Origin of the sequence: Stenotrophomonas sp. MYb238 (assembly GCF_009496535.1) — a bacterium.
Taxonomy (GTDB): Bacteria; Pseudomonadota; Gammaproteobacteria; order Xanthomonadales; family Xanthomonadaceae; genus Stenotrophomonas.
In genome coordinates this window covers 1-15,709 of sequence record NZ_WIDL01000029.1, presented here as the reverse complement: position 1 = coordinate 15,709, position 15,709 = coordinate 1, and the positions used below count along the sequence as shown (strand labels likewise).

At 71.2% G+C, this 15,709-nt stretch carries 15 protein-coding genes and 1 pseudogene; 12 read left to right on the top strand and 4 right to left on the bottom strand.

The genetic code is table 11. The annotated features are described in order from the left end of the window. The first annotated feature begins 9 nt into the window (after nt 1–9). From CQ393_RS16075 to CQ393_RS16055, 5 genes are all read left to right on the top strand, one after another. Nucleotides 10–1,035, top strand: coding sequence for an aspartate-semialdehyde dehydrogenase (locus CQ393_RS16075; RefSeq protein WP_153192968.1), 1,026 nt, complete (start codon nt 10–12; stop codon nt 1,033–1,035). 564 nt (nt 1,036–1,599) lie between these two features. Beyond that, complete coding sequence (locus CQ393_RS16070; protein ID WP_153192966.1) at nt 1,600–3,411, top strand: FimV/HubP family polar landmark protein; 1,812 nt, start codon at nt 1,600–1,602, stop codon at nt 3,409–3,411. Nucleotides 3,412–3,428: 17 nt separating this feature from the next. Next, nucleotides 3,429–3,788 carry a VOC family protein gene (locus CQ393_RS16065; protein WP_153193024.1) on the top strand — a complete coding sequence of 120 codons (360 nt, stop codon included), beginning with the start codon at nt 3,429–3,431 and terminating at the stop codon, nt 3,786–3,788. 59 nt (nt 3,789–3,847) lie between these two features. Beyond that, entirely contained in the window at nt 3,848–4,621 is a 774-nt protein-coding gene (gene truA, locus CQ393_RS16060; protein WP_153192965.1) for a tRNA pseudouridine(38-40) synthase TruA, read from the top strand. Then, a complete protein-coding gene (locus CQ393_RS16055) occupies nt 4,618–5,277 on the top strand; it encodes a phosphoribosylanthranilate isomerase (RefSeq protein ID WP_153192963.1) in 660 nt (219 codons plus the stop codon). Before truA ends, CQ393_RS16055 begins: the two co-directional genes overlap by 4 nt. A gap of 68 nt (nt 5,278–5,345) precedes the next feature. On the opposite strand, the gene CQ393_RS16050 is transcribed toward CQ393_RS16055, so the two are convergent. Then, entirely contained in the window at nt 5,346–6,239 is an 894-nt protein-coding gene (locus CQ393_RS16050) for a LysR family transcriptional regulator (RefSeq protein WP_153192961.1), read from the bottom strand. Nucleotides 6,240–6,452: 213 nt separating this feature from the next. On the opposite strand from CQ393_RS16050, the gene trpB reads away from it, so the two are divergent. The 4 genes from trpB (at nt 6,453) to CQ393_RS16030 (ending at nt 10,365) form a co-directional block, all read left to right on the top strand. Continuing rightward, nucleotides 6,453–7,670, top strand: a complete 1,218-nt coding sequence (gene trpB, locus CQ393_RS16045) for a tryptophan synthase subunit beta (RefSeq protein ID WP_153192959.1) — start codon at nt 6,453–6,455, stop codon at nt 7,668–7,670. Nucleotides 7,671–7,678: 8 nt separating this feature from the next. Further along, the gene (locus tag CQ393_RS16040) at nt 7,679–8,311 is read left to right on the top strand and encodes a hypothetical protein (RefSeq protein ID WP_194269697.1); all 633 of its coding nucleotides are present in this window, start codon (nt 7,679–7,681) and stop codon (nt 8,309–8,311) included. A gap of 7 nt (nt 8,312–8,318) precedes the next feature. Further along, complete coding sequence (gene trpA / locus CQ393_RS16035) at nt 8,319–9,122, top strand: tryptophan synthase subunit alpha (protein WP_343200007.1); 804 nt, start codon at nt 8,319–8,321, stop codon at nt 9,120–9,122. A 70-nt stretch (nt 9,123–9,192) separates the two neighbouring features. Continuing rightward, on the top strand, nt 9,193–10,365 hold the full coding sequence (locus CQ393_RS16030) for an acyltransferase (protein ID WP_228114629.1): 1,173 nt from the start codon (nt 9,193–9,195) through the stop codon (nt 10,363–10,365). Here CQ393_RS16030 and CQ393_RS16025 read toward each other — a convergent pair. Next, on the bottom strand, nt 10,352–10,873 hold the full coding sequence (locus CQ393_RS16025) for a methylated-DNA--[protein]-cysteine S-methyltransferase (RefSeq protein ID WP_153192956.1): 522 nt from the start codon (nt 10,871–10,873) through the stop codon (nt 10,352–10,354). The genes CQ393_RS16030 and CQ393_RS16025 overlap by 14 nt on opposite strands. Before the next feature lie 121 nt (nt 10,874–10,994). On the opposite strand from CQ393_RS16025, the gene accD reads away from it, so the two are divergent. The 3 genes and pseudogenes from accD to CQ393_RS18440 all read left to right on the top strand — a co-directional run. Next, on the top strand, nt 10,995–11,882 hold the full coding sequence (gene accD / locus CQ393_RS16020; protein ID WP_153192955.1) for an acetyl-CoA carboxylase, carboxyltransferase subunit beta: 888 nt from the start codon (nt 10,995–10,997) through the stop codon (nt 11,880–11,882). Further along, the gene (glmM, locus tag CQ393_RS16015) at nt 11,882–13,252 is read left to right on the top strand and encodes a phosphoglucosamine mutase (RefSeq protein ID WP_153192953.1); all 1,371 of its coding nucleotides are present in this window, start codon (nt 11,882–11,884) and stop codon (nt 13,250–13,252) included. Before accD ends, glmM begins: the two co-directional genes overlap by 1 nt. Beyond that, nucleotides 13,249–13,479: pseudogene (locus CQ393_RS18440) on the top strand (demethoxyubiquinone hydroxylase family protein); the annotation flags it as partial. The gene glmM and the pseudogene CQ393_RS18440, both read left to right, overlap by 4 nt. A gap of 205 nt (nt 13,480–13,684) precedes the next feature. Here CQ393_RS18440 and CQ393_RS16005 read toward each other — a convergent pair. Next, the gene (locus tag CQ393_RS16005) at nt 13,685–14,539 is read right to left on the bottom strand and encodes a polysaccharide deacetylase family protein (RefSeq protein WP_153192951.1); all 855 of its coding nucleotides are present in this window, start codon (nt 14,537–14,539) and stop codon (nt 13,685–13,687) included. Beyond that, a complete protein-coding gene (locus tag CQ393_RS16000) occupies nt 14,460–15,689 on the bottom strand; it encodes a glycosyltransferase family 4 protein (RefSeq protein WP_153192949.1) in 1,230 nt (409 codons plus the stop codon). Before CQ393_RS16000 ends, CQ393_RS16005 begins: the two co-directional genes overlap by 80 nt. Between the last annotated feature and the right edge of the window lie 20 nt (nt 15,690–15,709).

The following is a 15,709-nucleotide window of genomic DNA, read 5'->3' as shown; positions in this document are numbered from 1 at the left end:
GTACACCCCATGAGCAATGAAGCCCGTCGTTTCCACGTAGCCGTCGTCGGCGCCACCGGCGCGGTCGGCCAGACCATGCTGTCGATCCTGGCCGAGCGCGATTTCCCGGTCGCCAAGCTGAGCCTGCTCGCCTCCGAGCGCTCGGCCGGCCAGCAGGTCGAGTTCAACGGCGAGAAGGTCACCATCCAGGACCTGGCGACGTTTGATCCCGCCGGCGTCGAGATCGCCCTGTTCTCGGCCGGTGGCGGCATCTCCAAGGAATACGCACCGAAGTTCGCTGCCGCCGGCGCGGTCGTCATCGACAACTCGTCCTCGTTCCGCTACGACGACGACGTGCCGCTGGTGGTTTCCGAAGTCAATCCGGACGCCGCGAAGAACCGCCCGCGCGGCATCATCGCCAACCCGAACTGCTCGACCATGCAGCTGATGCCGGTGCTGGCGCCGATCCACCGCGAATACGGCATCGAGCGCGTCAACGTGGCCACCTACCAGTCCGTTTCCGGCGCGGGCCAGAGCGGCATGGAAGAACTGGGCAAGCAGACCGCGCAGCTGCTGGGCTTCCAGGAGATCGAGCCGAAGAAGTTCCCGATGCAGATCGCCTTCAACCTGATCCCGCACATCGACGAGTTCCTGGACAACGGCTTCACCAAGGAGGAAATGAAGCTGGTCTGGGAGACCCGCAAGATCCTCGGCGACGACAGCATCCAGGTGAATCCCACCGCCGTGCGCGTGCCGGTGTTCTACGGCCACTCCGAGGCGGTGAACGTCGAGACGAAGAAGAAGATCAGCGTGGAGCAGGCGCGCGAGCTGCTGGCCGCCGCGCCGGGGGTGAAGGTCGTGGACGAGCGCAAGGCCGGCGGCTATCCGACCCCGGTCACCCACGCCTCGGGCACCGACCCGGTCTATGTCGGCCGCATCCGCGAGGACATCTCGCACCCACGCGGGCTGAACCTGTGGGTGGTGGCCGACAACATCCGCAAGGGCGCCGCGCTCAACGCGGTGCAGCTCGCCGAGCTGGTCGCCAACGGCGGCTGAGGCAAGACCCGCCGCACTATCCTGCATTGCCAGGGATGCGGCGCCGTCCTGAGCCCGACCGTTGGTCGGGCTTGGGCTTTCAGGCGTCGTCAGACATGACCCCACCAATGGTCGATACCCACGGTACCCGCCAACACCACCTGAAAGCATCTGGAGCAGAGCCCCCTTAGTAAGGGGGCGCGCCGAAGGCGGGGGGTGTGGCAGGCGAGAGACGGGGCCCACGGTTTGCGAGGCAAACCGTGGGGCGACAGCGCGCAGCGCTGACGTGTCTGTGGCAGGCGAAAGACGGGGCCCGCGGTTTGCAATGCAAACCGTGGGGCGACAACGCGCAGCGCTGACGTGTCTATGGCAGGCGAGAGACGGGGCCTACGGTTTGCGAGGCAAGCCCTGGCGCGACAGCGCGCAGCGCTGACGTGTCTGTGGCAAGGCGAGAGACGGGGCCCATGGTTGCGAGGCAAACCGTGGGGCGACAGCGCGCAGCGCTGGCGTGTCTCGTCCCTGCGGTATTCGGAACCCGCCTCTGCCGGTATATTTGCCGGCATGAAACCACGGGGCAGGAGCGCGATGCGCTCGATACAAGGCGTGCTCGTCCTCGCGCTGGGGCTGTACAGCAGCGCCGCGCTCGCCCTCGGCCTGGGCAACATCCGCGTGCTGTCCAGGCCCGGGCAACCGCTGGTGGCCGAGATTCCGGTGATCTCCAGCGATCCGGGCGAGCTGGAAAACGCTACGGTGGGGCTGGCCTCGGCGGCGACCTTCGAGCGGGTGGGGCTGTCGCGCCCGGAAGGGCTGGTCAGCGAGCTGCAGTTCCAGTTCGCCCAGGACGCGCAGGGGCGCGCCGTGGTGCGGGTGACCAGCGCGGCGCCGGTGCAGGTGCCGGCGCTGAGCTTCCTGATCGAGGTCGACTGGGGGCAGGGGCGGCTGGTGCGCGAATACTCGGCGCTGGTCGCCGCGCCGGAGACCGCCACCGCGGTGGCCGAACCGGTGATCGAGGCGCCGGCGGCGGCTCCGTCCAACCTGATCGTGCGCGAACCCGAACCGGCACCGGCCGCGGTGCCCGAACCGGCAGGCGCGCCGGCAGCGGTGACCGCGCCTGCGCCCGCCGTGCCTTCCGCATCGCCCGCGCCGCGCCCGGCGCCGGCCGCACCGCCGGCGGCCACGGTCGACGGCACGCTGGCACCGGTGCAGCGCGGGCAGACCCTGTCGCGGATCGCGGGCGACCTGGCGCGCGACAGCGGGGTGTCGCTGGACCAGGCGATGGTGGCGCTGCTGCGCGCCAACCCCGAGGCGTTCATCCGCGACAACGTCAACCTGCTCCGGCAGGGCGCGGTGCTCCGCGTTCCCGGAAGCGACGAACTGCAGCGCACCGACGCGGCCGCGGCGCGTGCGCTGGTGCGCGAGCATGTCGCGCAATGGCGCCAGGCGCGCGCGCCGATCCCGCAGCCGGCCGTGGCCGGCACGGCGGGCGCCGCCGCCGCGAGGGCGGAGACGACAGCGGCGGCGAACGACGCGCGGCTGGAAATCGCGCCGGCGGTGGCCGGCGCGCAACAGGCGGCAGGAATGACGACCGGGCTCCAGGCCGGTGGCGAGGGCGACATGGCGGCGAACGAACAACTGCGGCAGGCCAGGGAAGACCTCGCCACGCGCGATGCGGAACTGCAGGAACTGCGTGGTCGCGTGGCCGAACTGGAAAAGCTGCAGTCGCAGCAGCAGTCGCTGCTCGCGATGAAGGACAGCAACCTGGCCGCGGCGCAGCAGCGCCTGGCCGAAGCGGCCAAGCGCGAACCGGCAGGCTCCGCGCCGTGGGCCTGGCTGGCGGTGGCGTTGCTGCTGGTGGGCGCGGCGGGCTGGTGGCTGTCGCGCCGTCGCCGTCCGTCGCCGCTTCCGCCTGCACCCGCTGCCGGCCGCGCCGCCGAAGGCGAACTGTCCGCGCTTGCCGCGGCGATGCCGGCGGTGGAGGAGGATATCGCCGCCGAAGCCGCACCCGTGCAACAGGAACCGGCGTTCGCCGAAGCCGAGGCGGAGACCGAAGCGGTGCCGTTCTGGTCGCAGCCGTCCGCCGGCGCGAATCCGCCGCATTCCGCCAGGCAGGAGCCGGTGCTGCTGTTCGAGGCGTCGCGTACGCCGGACGACGGCAGCGCGCCGTCCGCCGCGGCGGAACCGACGGTGCAGGAAGAGAGCGGCTGGCTGGCCGGCGACATGGCCAGCCTGGCGCCGCTCAACCCCGCGCCCGCCGGCCGCGAGCGGCTGGAACTGGCGATCGCCTACCTGGACCTGGGCGATGCGGAAACCGCGCGCACGCTGCTGAACGAAGTGGCCGCGGGCGGCGACCCGCAGGCGCGCGCCGAAGCGGTCGAACTGCTGGGGCGGCTGGGATGAGCGGGCAGCAGACGGCGATGAAGCACGAGCGGCGCATCGACTACGTGGAGTTCCCCTCGCGGGATCCTTCGGCGAGCCGGCGTTTCTTCGAGCAGGTGTTCGGCTGGCGCTTCGAGGACTACGGCCCGGACTACACCGCGTTCGACGACGGCGGCCTGCAGGGCGGTTTCTTCCGCGGCGAACCTGCGACGAGCGCGTCCGGCGCGCCGCTGGTGGTGCTGTACGCGGCGCAGCTGTCGCCGCTGCAGGCGGCGGTGCTGGCGCAGGGCGGCACGCTGAGCAAAGCGGAATTCACTTTCCCGGGCGGGCGCCGCTTCCAGTTCGTCGAGCCCGGCGGCAACGAACTGGCCGTGTGGTCCGAAAGCGACGCGGATTGAACGGGCGTCCGCCGCGGGCGCCGGCTCCGGCAAGCGCCGGCGAAACGAGAGGTTTGACGATGCGCTACGCGCTGGGCGTGGAATACGACGGCAGCGACTTCAAGGGCTGGCAGCAGCTGGGCGAGAGCGGCTGCGCCAGCGTGCAGGCGACGTTGCAGGATGCGCTGTCCTCGGTGGCCGATGCGCCGGTGAGCGTGGTCTGCGCCGGCCGCACCGATGCCGGCGTGCATGGCGAATGCCAGGTGGTGCATTTCGACAGCGATGTCGCGCGCCAGCCGCGCGGCTGGGTGCTGGGCACGACCACGCGGCTGCCGCCGTCGGTATGCGTGCGCTGGTGCGTGCCGGTGGCCGACGATTTCCATGCGCGCTTCTCCGCGCGCGCGCGGCGCTACCGCTACCGCCTGCTCAACCGCCAGGTGCGCCCGGCGCTGTACCGGCAGACGCTGAGCTGGGAGCGCCGCCCGCTGGACGCCGATGCCATGCATCGCGCCGCGCAGGCGCTGCTGGGCGAGAACGATTTCAGTTCGTTCCGCAGCGTGCAGTGCCAGGCGCTGCATGCGCGGCGCGAACTGCAGGCCATTTCCGTGGCGCGGCAGGGCGAAGTGGTCGAGGTGCAGGTGCAGGCCAATGCCTTCCTGCACCACATGGTGCGCAACATCGTCGGGTCGCTGCTGCTGGTCGGCGCCGGCGAGCAGCCGGAGTCGTGGATCGGGGACGTGCTGGCGCTGCGCGACCGTACGCAGGCCGGGCCGACCGCGCCGCCGCAGGGGCTGGTGTTCGTCGGCCCGCTGTATCCTGACCAGTGGCAACTGCCGGCCGAGGTGACGCTATGACCCGCATGCTGTTCCGCACCCGCATCAAGTTCTGCGGCATGACCCGCGCCGGCGACATCCGCCTGGCCAGCGAGCTGGGCGTGGATGCGATCGGCTTCGTCTTCGCCCGCGGCAGCGCGCGCCGGGTGGCACCGGCCGAAGCCCGCGCGATGCGCCAGGCGATCACGCCGATGGTCGACGTGGTTGCGCTGTTCCGCGACAACAGCCGCGAGGAAGTGCGCGAGGTGATGCGCACGGTGCGGCCGAGCCTGTTGCAGTTCCACGGCGAGGAGGACGACACCTTCTGCCGCGCGTTCAACATGCCCTACCTGAAGGCGGTGGCGATGGGCGGGGCCGAAGCGGTCACTGCGCGCGGCCTGCATCAGGCGCACCCGCATGCGGCCGGTTTCCTGCTGGACAGCCATGCGCCCGGCGGCAGCGGCGGCAGCGGCGTGGCGTTCGACTGGTCGCAGGTGCCTTCAGGCCTGCACCGGCCGTTCCTGCTGGCCGGCGGCATCCGTCCGGACAACGTATTCGACGCGATCACCAGCGTGCAGCCGTGGGGCGTGGACGTGTCCAGCGGCATCGAATCGGCGCCGGGCATCAAGGACGGCGACCGGATGCGCCGCTTCGTCGAGGAAGTGCGCCGCGCCGACATGCACGACGCCTCCGCGTAACCCCGTAGGAGCGGCTTCAGCCGCGAAAGGGCGTTCCCGGTAAAGCCCCATCGCGGCTGAAGCCGCTCCTACGCGGCCAGTTGCCGCCGCAGCCAGTCGGCCAGCGCCCCGACCTGCGGGTGCCGGTTCCCGCCGGCGGTGCACAGCGCCCATTGCCCTTCGGTGTCGACGAAACCCCAGGGCGCGATGAGGCGGCCGTTGACCAGGTCGTCGGCCACCAGCGGTTCGGGGGCGATGGCGACGCCGAGGCCGGCGACCGCGGCTTCGAGCAGGTAATACAGGTGCTCGAAACCGGTGCCTTCGCGCAGGGCGGTGGTGTCCAGGTCGTTGAGCGCCGCCCAGGTGGGCCAGGCCTGCGGCCGCGAGCGGGTGTGCAGCAGCGCATGGCCGAGCAGGGCCTCCGGCGGCTGGTGCGCGAGCAGGTGCGCGCCGTGCATGGACGGGCTGAACACCGGGCCGATGCGCTCGCTGCCCAGGCCATGCACGCTCCAGCCGGCCGGCCACGGCGCCTGGCCGAGCAGCAGGGCTGCGTCCAGTCCCGCCAGCCGCGGGGCGAAATCGCCGTCCTGCGCGGCCAGGTGCAGGGTCAGCCCCGGCAGGTCGCGCTGCAGCTGCTGCAGGCGCGGGATCATCCAGCGCGCCAGCACGCTGCCGGGACAGCCGAGCACGAAGGCGTCGTTGCGCTGGCCGCGGCGCAGCGCCGTCACGCAGTCGCGCAGCTGCGAGAACGCCCCGGAGGCGGCTTCCTGCAAGCGCCGGCCGGCGGCGGTCGGGCGGATGCCGCGGCCGTCGCGTTCGAACAGCGCCACGCCCAGTTCCTCCTCCAGCGCCCGCAACTGGCGGCTGACCGCGCCGTGGGTCACATGCAATTCGCCGGCGGCGAGGCTGACGCTGCGCAGGCGGGCGGCGGCCTCGAAGGCGCGCAGCGCATTGAGCGAGGGCAGGGCGTGATCGTCTTTCATGGCGCACACCTGACCGCCATGGATGGCGGGAATGCCGGTTTTGCAGGAGCAAAAACCGGCCCTGCGCCACCCTGCAGGCGGCCTCGCCGTGGAAAACATCCATCCTGCCATTTTTTCATGTGAGTTTTTCTAACACATGACAGCCCCATATATCGATTTTCATCGCCGGGCATGTGCGCTACGGTGCTGGCCTGTCCTGCCGACCGTGATGCCATGACCGCCGCACCGATCCCCGATTTCCATGCCTTTCCCGATGCCCGCGGGCATTTCGGCCGCTACGGCGGCAGCTTCGTCGCCGAGACCCTGGTCGGGCCGTTGCAGGAACTGGCGGCCGCCTACGACCAGGCGCGGGTCGATCCGGCCTTCATCGCCGCCTACGACAAGGATCTGAAGCACTACGTCGGCCGGCCCAGCCCGATCTACCACGCCGAACGCCTGAGCCGCGACGTCGGCGGTGCGCAGATCCTGCTCAAGCGCGAGGACCTGAACCACACCGGCGCGCACAAGGTGAACAACACCATTGGCCAGGCACTGCTGGCCGCGCGCATGGGCAAGACCCGCATCATCGCCGAGACCGGCGCCGGCCAGCACGGCGTGGCCAGCGCCACCGTGGCCGCGCGGCTGGGGCTGGAATGCGTGGTCTACATGGGGTCCACCGACATCGAGCGGCAGAAGATCAACGTCTATCGCATGAAGCTGCTCGGCGCCACGGTGGTGCCGGTGAGCAGCGGCTCGGCCACGCTCAAGGACGCGCTCAACGAGGCCATGCGCGACTGGGTGACCAACGTGCGCGACACCTTCTACATCATCGGCACGGTCGCCGGCCCGGATCCGTATCCGCGCATGGTGCGCGACTTCAACGCCATCGTCGGGCGCGAGGCGCGCGCGCAGATGCTGGAGGACTACGGTCGCCTGCCCGATGCGATCACCGCCTGCGTCGGCGGCGGTTCCAACGCCATCGGCCTGTTCCATGCCTTCCTCAACGACCGCGAAGTGAAGATCTACGGCGCCGAGGCGGCTGGCGACGGCATCGCCACCGGGCGCCATGCCGCCTCGATCTCCGCCGGCCGCCCCGGCGTGCTGCATGGCAACCGCACCTATGTGCTGTGCGACGACGACGGCCAGATCACCGAGACCCACTCCATTTCCGCCGGCCTGGACTACCCCGGCGTCGGTCCGGAGCATGCCTTCCTGGCCGACAGCGGCCGCGCGCGGTACGTCGGCATCACCGACGACGAGGCGCTGGCCGCGTTCCACCGCCTGACCCGCACCGAGGGCATCCTGCCGGCGCTGGAATCCAGCCACGCGGTGGCGCAGGCGATCAAGCTGGCGCGCGAACTGCCGAAGGACGCGCTGGTGCTGTGCAACCTGTCCGGACGTGGCGACAAGGACGTACATACCATCGCCGCGCGCGAAGGGCTGTCGCTGTGAGCGCGGCGATGATGCGCAAGGGCGCGCTGGCCTGCATCGCGTTGGCGCTGGCGGCCTGCAAGCCGGCAGGGCCCGGGGCCACGCCGGCGCCGGCCACGCCCGCTCCGCCCGCCGCTTCCGCGCCGGCGCCCGATGCGGCGCCCCCGGCAGCGCCCGAGGATGCGGCGACGCAACTGGCCGCCGTCGGCGAACTGCGCGTCGGCGCCCCGTTCGGCAAGGCGCCGGGCGATGCGGCCTTCAAGTCCGCGGGCATGCGCGAGGTAATGGAAGGCGACTGCGAGTACTACGACCGCGGCACCTTGCCCGACGGCATGTCGATGATGGTGATCGCCGACCGCATCGCGCGCTTCGACGTGCACGGCGAAGGCGACCCCGGCGTGCGCGTCGATGCGCGGCCGGCCGCCGCGCCCGTGATTCCCTTCGGGCTGTGGGTGGGCATGGACGCGGCCGAGGCGAAGAAGCGCCTGCCGGCCGGCGTCGTGGTCAGCCCGCACGCCTATGTGTCGCCCGATGGCGATTACCTGACCTGGACCGACAAGCGGGCCAACCTGGCCCTGCGCCTGGAAACCCTCAACGGCGTGGTGACCTCGATCTACTGGGGCCAGCCGGACGCGGTGGAACTGATCGAAGGATGCGCTTGAGATGACCGTGACCCGTATCGACGAATGCTTCGCCCGCCTGCGGGCGTCCGGCCGCAAGGCGCTGATCCCGTTCATCACCGCCGGCGATCCGGCGCTGGAGGCGACCGTGCCGGTGATGCACGAACTGGTCGCCGCCGGTGCCGACGTGATCGAGCTGGGCGTGCCGTTCTCCGACCCGATGGCCGACGGCCCCACCATCCAGCGCAGTTCCGAACGTGCGCTGGCGCGCGGCGCCGGCCGCCGCTACGTGCTGGACACCGTGGCCCGGTTCCGCGAACAGGATGCGCTCACCCCGGTGGTGCTGATGGGTTACCTCAATCCGGTGGAGATCCGCGGCGCCGCGCAGTTCGCGGCCGAGGCGGTCGCCGCCGGCGTGGACGGCGTGCTGCTGGTCGACCTGCCGCCGGAAGAGGCCGGGGAAATCCGCGCCGCGTTTACCGCGGCGGGGCTGGCCTTGATTCTGCTCGCCTCGCCGACCAGCAGCCAGGCGCGGCTCGACGGCCTGTGCGATGCCGCGCAGGGCTATCTGTACTACGTCAGCTTCGCCGGCGTCACCGGCGCGTCGGAACGGCTGGACAGCGCCGCCGCCGGCGAGCGCCTGCGCCTGCTGCGCAGCCGTTCGACGGTGCCGGTGGTGGCCGGGTTCGGCATCAAGGATGCGGCCAGCGCCGCGGCGATGGCGGTCGATGCCGACGGCGTGGTGGTCGGCAGCGCGCTGGTCGCGGCGATGGGCGAGGCCGGCTCGGTGCAGGAAGCGGTGCGCGCGGCCGGGGCGTTCCTGGGGCCGTTGCGGCAGGCACTGGACGCCTGAGCGGCAAAGCCGCGCGTGCGGCATCGCGCGCATGGATAATGCGGGCCGGCTCCGTTTCGCGGGATGACGCTTGAACGTTTCATTGGTGCAGGCCGGCGGCCGCAACCCCGGCATCGACGCGTTGCGCGGCGCCTCCATCCTGATGGTCGTGTTGCACCACCTGGCCCTGCGCATCCCGCTGCGCGACACCGCGCTGGGCGACGTCCTGCCACGGCGCCTGCTCAACGCGCTCAGCTACAACGGCTATGAAGCGGTCTTCGTCTTCTTCGTCGTGTCCGGCTTCCTGATCGCCTCGCATTCGCTGCGGCGCTGGGGCGCGCTGTCGGCCATCGACCTGCGCGCCTTCTACGTGCGCCGCGGCGCGCGCATCCTGCCGTGCCTGTTGCTGCTGCTGGCGGTGCTGGCCGCGCTGCACCTGGCCGGCGTGCCGTTCTACGTGATCGACGGGGAAGGGCAGTCGCTGGGCGGGGCGCTGTTCTCGGCGCTGGGGCTGCACCTGAACTGGTACGAGGGCCGCACCGGCTGGCTGCCCGGCGGCTGGGACGTGCTGTGGTCGCTGTCGATCGAGGAAGTGTTCTACCTCGGGTTTCCGCTGGTCTGCCTGCTGGTGCGCGGACGCGCGCTGCTGATCGTGCTGCTGGCCCTGTTCGCGCTGTCGCTGCCGTTCACCCGCGCGGCGCTGGCGGGCAACGAGATCTGGCAGGAAAAGGCCTATCTGCCCGGCATGGCGGCCATCGCCACCGGCGTGCTGACCGCGCTGCTGATCGAACGCTGGCACGCGCCGCGGCGGACCGCGCGGCTGCTGCGCCTGGCCGGCGGCCTGGGCCTGCTAGCCGTGCCGCTCTACGGGCGCGAACTGTGGGCCTCGTTCGGCAACGGCTACATGCTGGTGCTGACCGGATCGGCGGCGATGCTGATCGCCGGCCTGCAGCAGCCCGGCCCCGGCGCGCCGATGCGCGCACTGGGCTGGCTGCGCGCCTTCGGCCGGCTCAGCTACGAGATCTACCTGACCCATATGTTCGTCGTGTTCGCGCTGGTGGCGCTGTACCGGCATGGCGGCAGCGATGTCCGCTCGGGTTTCTGGTGGTACCTGCCGCTGCTGGCCCTGTGCTGGGCGCTCGGTGCGCTGGTGGCGCGGTTCTATTCCGATCCCTGCGACCGGGCATTGCGGCGGCGTTGGCTGGGCGCGCGCGGGCGCGACGTGCCGGCGCCGCCGGGGCCGCGGCGGGTCAGCCTGGAATAGGGCCGGCGAACAGGTCCGGGGTTCCGGCCGCAGGCAGGGCGCCTTCCAGTTCCAGCAGGAAACGTTTGGCCGCCAACCCGCCGCTGAAACCGGTCAGCGCGCCGTTGGCGCCGACCACGCGGTGGCAGGGCAGGATGATGCCCAGCGGATTGCGGCCATTGGCCGCGCCTACCGCGCGGGTCGCGGTCGGGCGACCCAGGCGCGTGGCCAGCCGTGCATAGCTCGTGGTCTGCCCGTAGGGAATGTCCGCCAGTGCGAACCAGACCTGGCGCTGGAACGGCGTGCCCTGCGGGACCAGGGGCAGGTCGAAGGCGCGACGGACGCCGGCGAAGTATTCGTCCAGTTGCGCCTGCGCCCGCCGCAGCAGCGGGTGATCGCCCTCGCGCCAGCCGTCCCGCCGCAGGAACCAGGCGTCCTGCGGGAACTCGAGCGCCAGCAGGCCGTGGTCGGTGGTGGACACGGTAAGCGGCCCAAGCGGGCTGTCGATGTGGCGGAAGTGGATCGTCATCGTGTTTCCAGGAGCGGGCGCGGGCCTCCGGGCTGTACGCTACCGTCGGTTTGCCGCCGCGCGCTAGACTGTCGGCCCTGTCGTGGCCTCCGGGCCGCCCTGAACGGAACCGTCATCCCGCATGAGCTGGCTCAGCAAATTGATGCCCTCGGGCATCCGCACCGACAACACGCCCAACAAGAAACGCAGCGTCCCCGAGGGGCTGTGGGAAAAGTGCAGCAGTTGCGGTGCCGCCCTGTACCGGCCGGAGCTGGAGGAGAACCTGGAGGTCTGCCCGAAGTGCGGGCACCACATGGCCATCCGCGCCCGTGCCCGCCTGGCGTCCCTGTTCGATGCCGACAGCACCACCGAGATCGCCGCCCGCCTTGGGCCGACCGACCTGCTCAAGTTCAAGGACCAGAAGAAGTACGCCGATCGCATCAAGGCCTCGCAGAAGAACACCGGCGAGTACGACGCGCTGGTGGCCATGCGCGGCGCCCTGAAGGGGCGGGCGCTGGTCGCGGCCTCGTTCGATTTCGCCTTCATGGGCGGCTCGATGGGCTCGGTGGTCGGCGAGCGCTTCGCGCTGGCGGCCGAGACAGCGCTGGAGATCGGCGCGCCCTTCGTGTGCTTCTCCGCCAGCGGTGGCGCGCGCATGCAGGAAGGCCTGTTCTCGCTGATGCAGATGGCCAAGACCTCGGCCGCGCTGGGCCGGCTGCGCGCCGCCGGCCTGCCGTACATCTCGGTGCTGACCCACCCGACCACCGGCGGCGTGTCCGCCTCGTTCGCCATGCTGGGCGACATCAACATCGCCGAGCCGCAGGCGCTGATCGGCTTCGCCGGCCCGCGCGTGATCGAGCAGACCGTGCGCGAGAAGCTGCCCGAAGGCTTCCAGCGCGCCGAATTCCTGCTCGAGCACGGTGCCATCGACCAGATCTGCGACCGCCGCGAAATGCGCGAACGCCTGGCCGACCTACTGGCCATGTTGATGCGCCAGGAGCGCCCGGCCGACGACGTGGCCGCCGCCTGATGATGACCCGCAGGTATTTCGGCACCGACGGCATCCGCGGCCGGGTCGGCGAGGGGGCCATCTCCGCCGATTTCGTGCTGCGCCTGGGCAATGCCTACGGGCAGGCGCTGGTGCGCGCGACCCAGGCGCGCGGCACCGGCCGCAAGCCGCTGGTGGTGATCGGCAAGGACACCCGCATCTCCAACTACATGTTCGAGGCCGCGCTGGAGGCCGGGCTGGTCGCGGCCGGCGTGCACGTCCAGTTGATGGGGCCGATGCCGACCCCGGCGGTCGCGCACCTGACCCGTTCGCTGCGCGCCGATGGCGGCATCGTCATCTCCGCCTCGCACAACCCGCATCACGACAACGGCATCAAGTTCTTTTCCGCGCAGGGCGAGAAGCTCGACGACGCGACCGAACTGTCGATCGAGGCCGCGCTCGACGAGCCGTTCTCGACCGTGGCCTCCGAACGCCTGGGCAAGGCGGTGCGCACCCGCGATGCGATCGGCCGCTACGTCGAGGCCTGCAAGAACTCGGTGCCGCGCGACTTCGACCTGGAAGGCATGCGCATCGCGGTGGACTGCGCCAACGGCGCGACCTACCAGGTGGCGCCGCTGGTGCTGCGCGAACTGGGCGCCAGCGTCGATGCGATCGGCATCGAGCCCAACGGCGTGAACATCAACGACGGCGTCGGCTCGATGCACCCCGAAGCGCTGGCCGCCAGGGTGCGCGCCGGCGGCGCGCACCTGGGCATCGCCTTCGACGGCGACGGCGACCGCCTGCTGTTCGTTGACAGCGATGGCGCGATCCACGACGGCGACGACCTGCTGTACCTGCTGGCGATGGACTGGAAGGCCAGCGGCCGCCTGCACGGGCCGGTAGTGGGCACGCTGATGACCAACTACGGTTTCGAGCAGGCGCTGGCGCGGGCCGGGATCGGTTTCCTCCGCGCCAACGTCGGCGACCGCTACGTGCACAAGGCGCTGCTGGAACACGACGGCGTGCTCGGCGGCGAGGCGTCGGGCCACCTGCTGTGCCTGGACCGGACCACCACCGGCGACGGCATCATCAGCGCGCTGCAGGTGCTGGAGGTGCTCAAGCGCCGCGGCATCACCCTGCAGGAGGCGCTGGCCGGGCTGAGCCGGATGCCGCAGCAGACCGTCAACGTCAGGGTCGGGCAGGGCGCCCCGGCCAAGGCGATCGTGCAGTCCGATGCGGTCAAGGCCGCACTGGCCGCCGCGCAGCAGGCGGTGGAGGGCCGCGGCCGCGCCTTCCTGCGCCCGTCCGGCACCGAGCCGGTGGTGCGGGTGACGGTGGAGGCCGACGACGCCATGCTGATGCAGGCCACGCTCGACCGCCTGGCCGAGGCGGTCAAGGCCGCCGCCGCATGACGCCAAACGCCCCGGATTCCCGGGGCGTTTTCCTTTGCGGCGCCAGGCGTTGCCCGGCTGTTCGTCGGCCGGTTGCGGGCCACCTGGACGAGCACCTGGAAACCCTGCCAACCGCCGACCAGCGCAGCCGCGAGATCCTCAAGGTCATGAAGATCGACGAAGCGCGCCACGCCGACCATGCCGAACACGCCGGCGCGCGCATCCTGCCGCCGCCGATCCCGCCTGCGGCTGGTCTTCCTGCGGCTGACCTTGAAGCGTATGAAGAACGGCGCGACCAGCGGGTAGGTCGGCCCTGCGCGGCCGACGGGAGGCCTGTCCGGTCCGGCATGCGTCGGGGCATAGCCCCGACCTGCGGTCTGAAACGGAACGCCCCGGGAATCCACGGCGTTCCATTCCCGTCATCGGAGTCGACCGGGCCGCCCCGGCCGGTTTTTACGGCCCTGCGACCATGCCCTTGCGACTGGCCTTGAAACGGTTGAAGAACGGCGCGATCAGCGGGTGGTAGCTGCTGGCGATGCGCTTGCGCAGCCACTTCGCCGGGCGGTTGCGGATGGCGAAGCGGTAGATGTGCTCCGGATCGCCACCGACGAGGTTGCGGCCGAACGGGTGGGTGGTGTGCAGATGGCGGAAGCCCAGTTCGCGCGCGATGCGCACGTAGTCCTCGTCGAAATCGCCGTAGGGCCAGCACAGGGTGTCGGAGGCTTCGCCCAGTTCCCGGTGCAGTTCCTCGCGCGCCCGTGCCAGGTCGTCGCGGATGCCCGCGCACTTTTCCTCGCGGCTGATCTCCCGGCGCAGCCAGCGGGTATGCGAATGGGTGTGGCAGTGGATCTCGAAGGTGCCGGCGGCGATGGCCGCGCGCGCTTCGCTCCAGCGCATCATCACTTCGTCGGCGCGGCCCTGCCGGAAGATCGCCTCCTCGCAGCCGCGGTGGTCCGGCGTCGCCGGCAATGGCGCGCCGGCCTCGCCGGCATGCGGGCGCACCTCGCCCTGGCCCATCCAGCCGGTGACCACGAACACCACCGCATGCATGCCATATTTCTGCAGGATGGGGTGGGCATGCACCCAGTTGTCCAGGTAGCCGTCGTCGAAGGTGATGAGGATGGATTTGCGCGGCACCGGCGCGCCGGCCAGGAAGCCGGCGTACTGCTGCATCGTCAGCGCGGTCCAGCCGTCGGCGGCCAGCCAGGCGATCTGGCTTTCGAAGTTCTCAGGGGAGACCGTGATCATGCCCGGCGACGGGCTGACGTGGTGGTGCATCAGCACCGGTACCGACTTGGCGTGGGCCATGTCCCAATTCCTCGAGCCACTGGTGGTAGTGATGTTCGGTGGCTTCGCAGTGCCCGGTGGCCGTGAAGCGGTGTTCGCTGCGGATCCAGTCCCAGCCGGCGCGCCCCATCGCCTGGCGAAGCTCGCCGGAGGACGCCAGCGTGCGCAACGCGGCGGTCAGCGCGGCCGGGTCCCGGGGGGCGACGAGGATAGCATTGCCGTGCTCGACCACCATTTCCGGGATGCCGCCCACGCGCGTGGCCACGATCGGCACGCCGGCCCGCGCGGCCTCCAGAAACACGGTTCCGGCCGCTTCCTTGTGGCTGGGCAGGGCGAACACGTCGAAGCCGGCCATCAGGCGCGGGGCATCCTCCCGGTAGCCGGGCAGGTGCACCTGGCGTTCGATGCCGTGCAGCGCGCTCGCCGCCTTCAGCCGCGACATGACCGGTTCGCCGTCGCCGACGATGAGCAGGTGCAGGTTCGGGTTGTCGCGGCACAGCGGCGCGATCGCCTCCAGCAGGTCGAGGTGGCCCTTGGGTTCGCGCAGCACGGCCACGCAGCCGACCACCACGTCGCCGTCGCCGAAGCCGAACGCCTCGCGGACCCCGGCGCGCAGCCGCTGCCGTTCCTGCCAGGAATCGTCGGCCGGCGCCTCGCCGGGAGCCTGCGCCATCGGCGGCACCACGCCGATCCTTTCCGCGGCGATGCCGCGTTCCTGCAGCAGGCGCTTGACGAACCGGCTGACGGTAAGCACCCGGTGCGGCAGCCATGTATAGGTCAGCAGCGAGCTGACCGGGCTCATCAGGTGGCGCGAGCGCACCACCAGCGGCGCGCCGGCCAGGCGCGCGCCGGCCGCGGCGATCAGCGCGTCGCGCCGGCTGGTGACGTTGACCACGTCGTAGCGGTGGGTGCGGACCAGGTGGCGCACCGCGGGTATGCCGCGCAGCAGCCGCAGCAGTCCGCCCATCTCCAGCGTGTGCACGACCAAGCCATGGCCGCGGGCGGCCTCGGCCAGGCGCGCGCCGGGCTGGCACAGCAGCGAGACGTCGTGGCCGCGGTCGCGCATGGCCAGCAGGTGGCGCAGCAGGTAGATCTCCTGGCCTCCCATGCCGCGGGCGGCTTCGGTGTGCAGGATCTTCAGCGGGCGGTCCGCCGGCGATGCGGGAGGCATATGCGGTGCGTGGTCGGGGA

What these genes read in the sequence shown, in the direction of transcription:
- glmM (WP_153192953.1), top strand. Translation starts at nt 11,882, where the DNA reads ATGATGACCCGCAGGTATTTCGGCACCGACGGCATCCGCGGCCGGGTC.
- trpB (WP_153192959.1), top strand. Translation starts at nt 6,453, where the DNA reads ATGACCGCCGCACCGATCCCCGATTTCCATGCCTTTCCCGATGCCCGC.
- CQ393_RS16070 (WP_153192966.1), top strand. Translation starts at nt 1,600, where the DNA reads ATGCGCTCGATACAAGGCGTGCTCGTCCTCGCGCTGGGGCTGTACAGC.
- CQ393_RS16040 (WP_194269697.1), top strand. Translation starts at nt 7,679, where the DNA reads ATGATGCGCAAGGGCGCGCTGGCCTGCATCGCGTTGGCGCTGGCGGCC.
- CQ393_RS16065 (WP_153193024.1), top strand. Translation starts at nt 3,429, where the DNA reads ATGAAGCACGAGCGGCGCATCGACTACGTGGAGTTCCCCTCGCGGGAT.
- CQ393_RS16075 (WP_153192968.1), top strand. Translation starts at nt 10, where the DNA reads ATGAGCAATGAAGCCCGTCGTTTCCACGTAGCCGTCGTCGGCGCCACC.
- CQ393_RS16000 (WP_153192949.1), bottom strand. Translation starts at nt 15,689, where the DNA reads ATGCCTCCCGCATCGCCGGCGGACCGCCCGCTGAAGATCCTGCACACC.
- CQ393_RS16005 (WP_153192951.1), bottom strand. Translation starts at nt 14,539, where the DNA reads ATGGCCCACGCCAAGTCGGTACCGGTGCTGATGCACCACCACGTCAGC.
- truA (WP_153192965.1), top strand. Translation starts at nt 3,848, where the DNA reads ATGCGCTACGCGCTGGGCGTGGAATACGACGGCAGCGACTTCAAGGGC.
- CQ393_RS16025 (WP_153192956.1), bottom strand. Translation starts at nt 10,873, where the DNA reads ATGACGATCCACTTCCGCCACATCGACAGCCCGCTTGGGCCGCTTACC.
- CQ393_RS16055 (WP_153192963.1), top strand. Translation starts at nt 4,618, where the DNA reads ATGACCCGCATGCTGTTCCGCACCCGCATCAAGTTCTGCGGCATGACC.
- CQ393_RS16050 (WP_153192961.1), bottom strand. Translation starts at nt 6,239, where the DNA reads ATGAAAGACGATCACGCCCTGCCCTCGCTCAATGCGCTGCGCGCCTTC.
- accD (WP_153192955.1), top strand. Translation starts at nt 10,995, where the DNA reads ATGAGCTGGCTCAGCAAATTGATGCCCTCGGGCATCCGCACCGACAAC.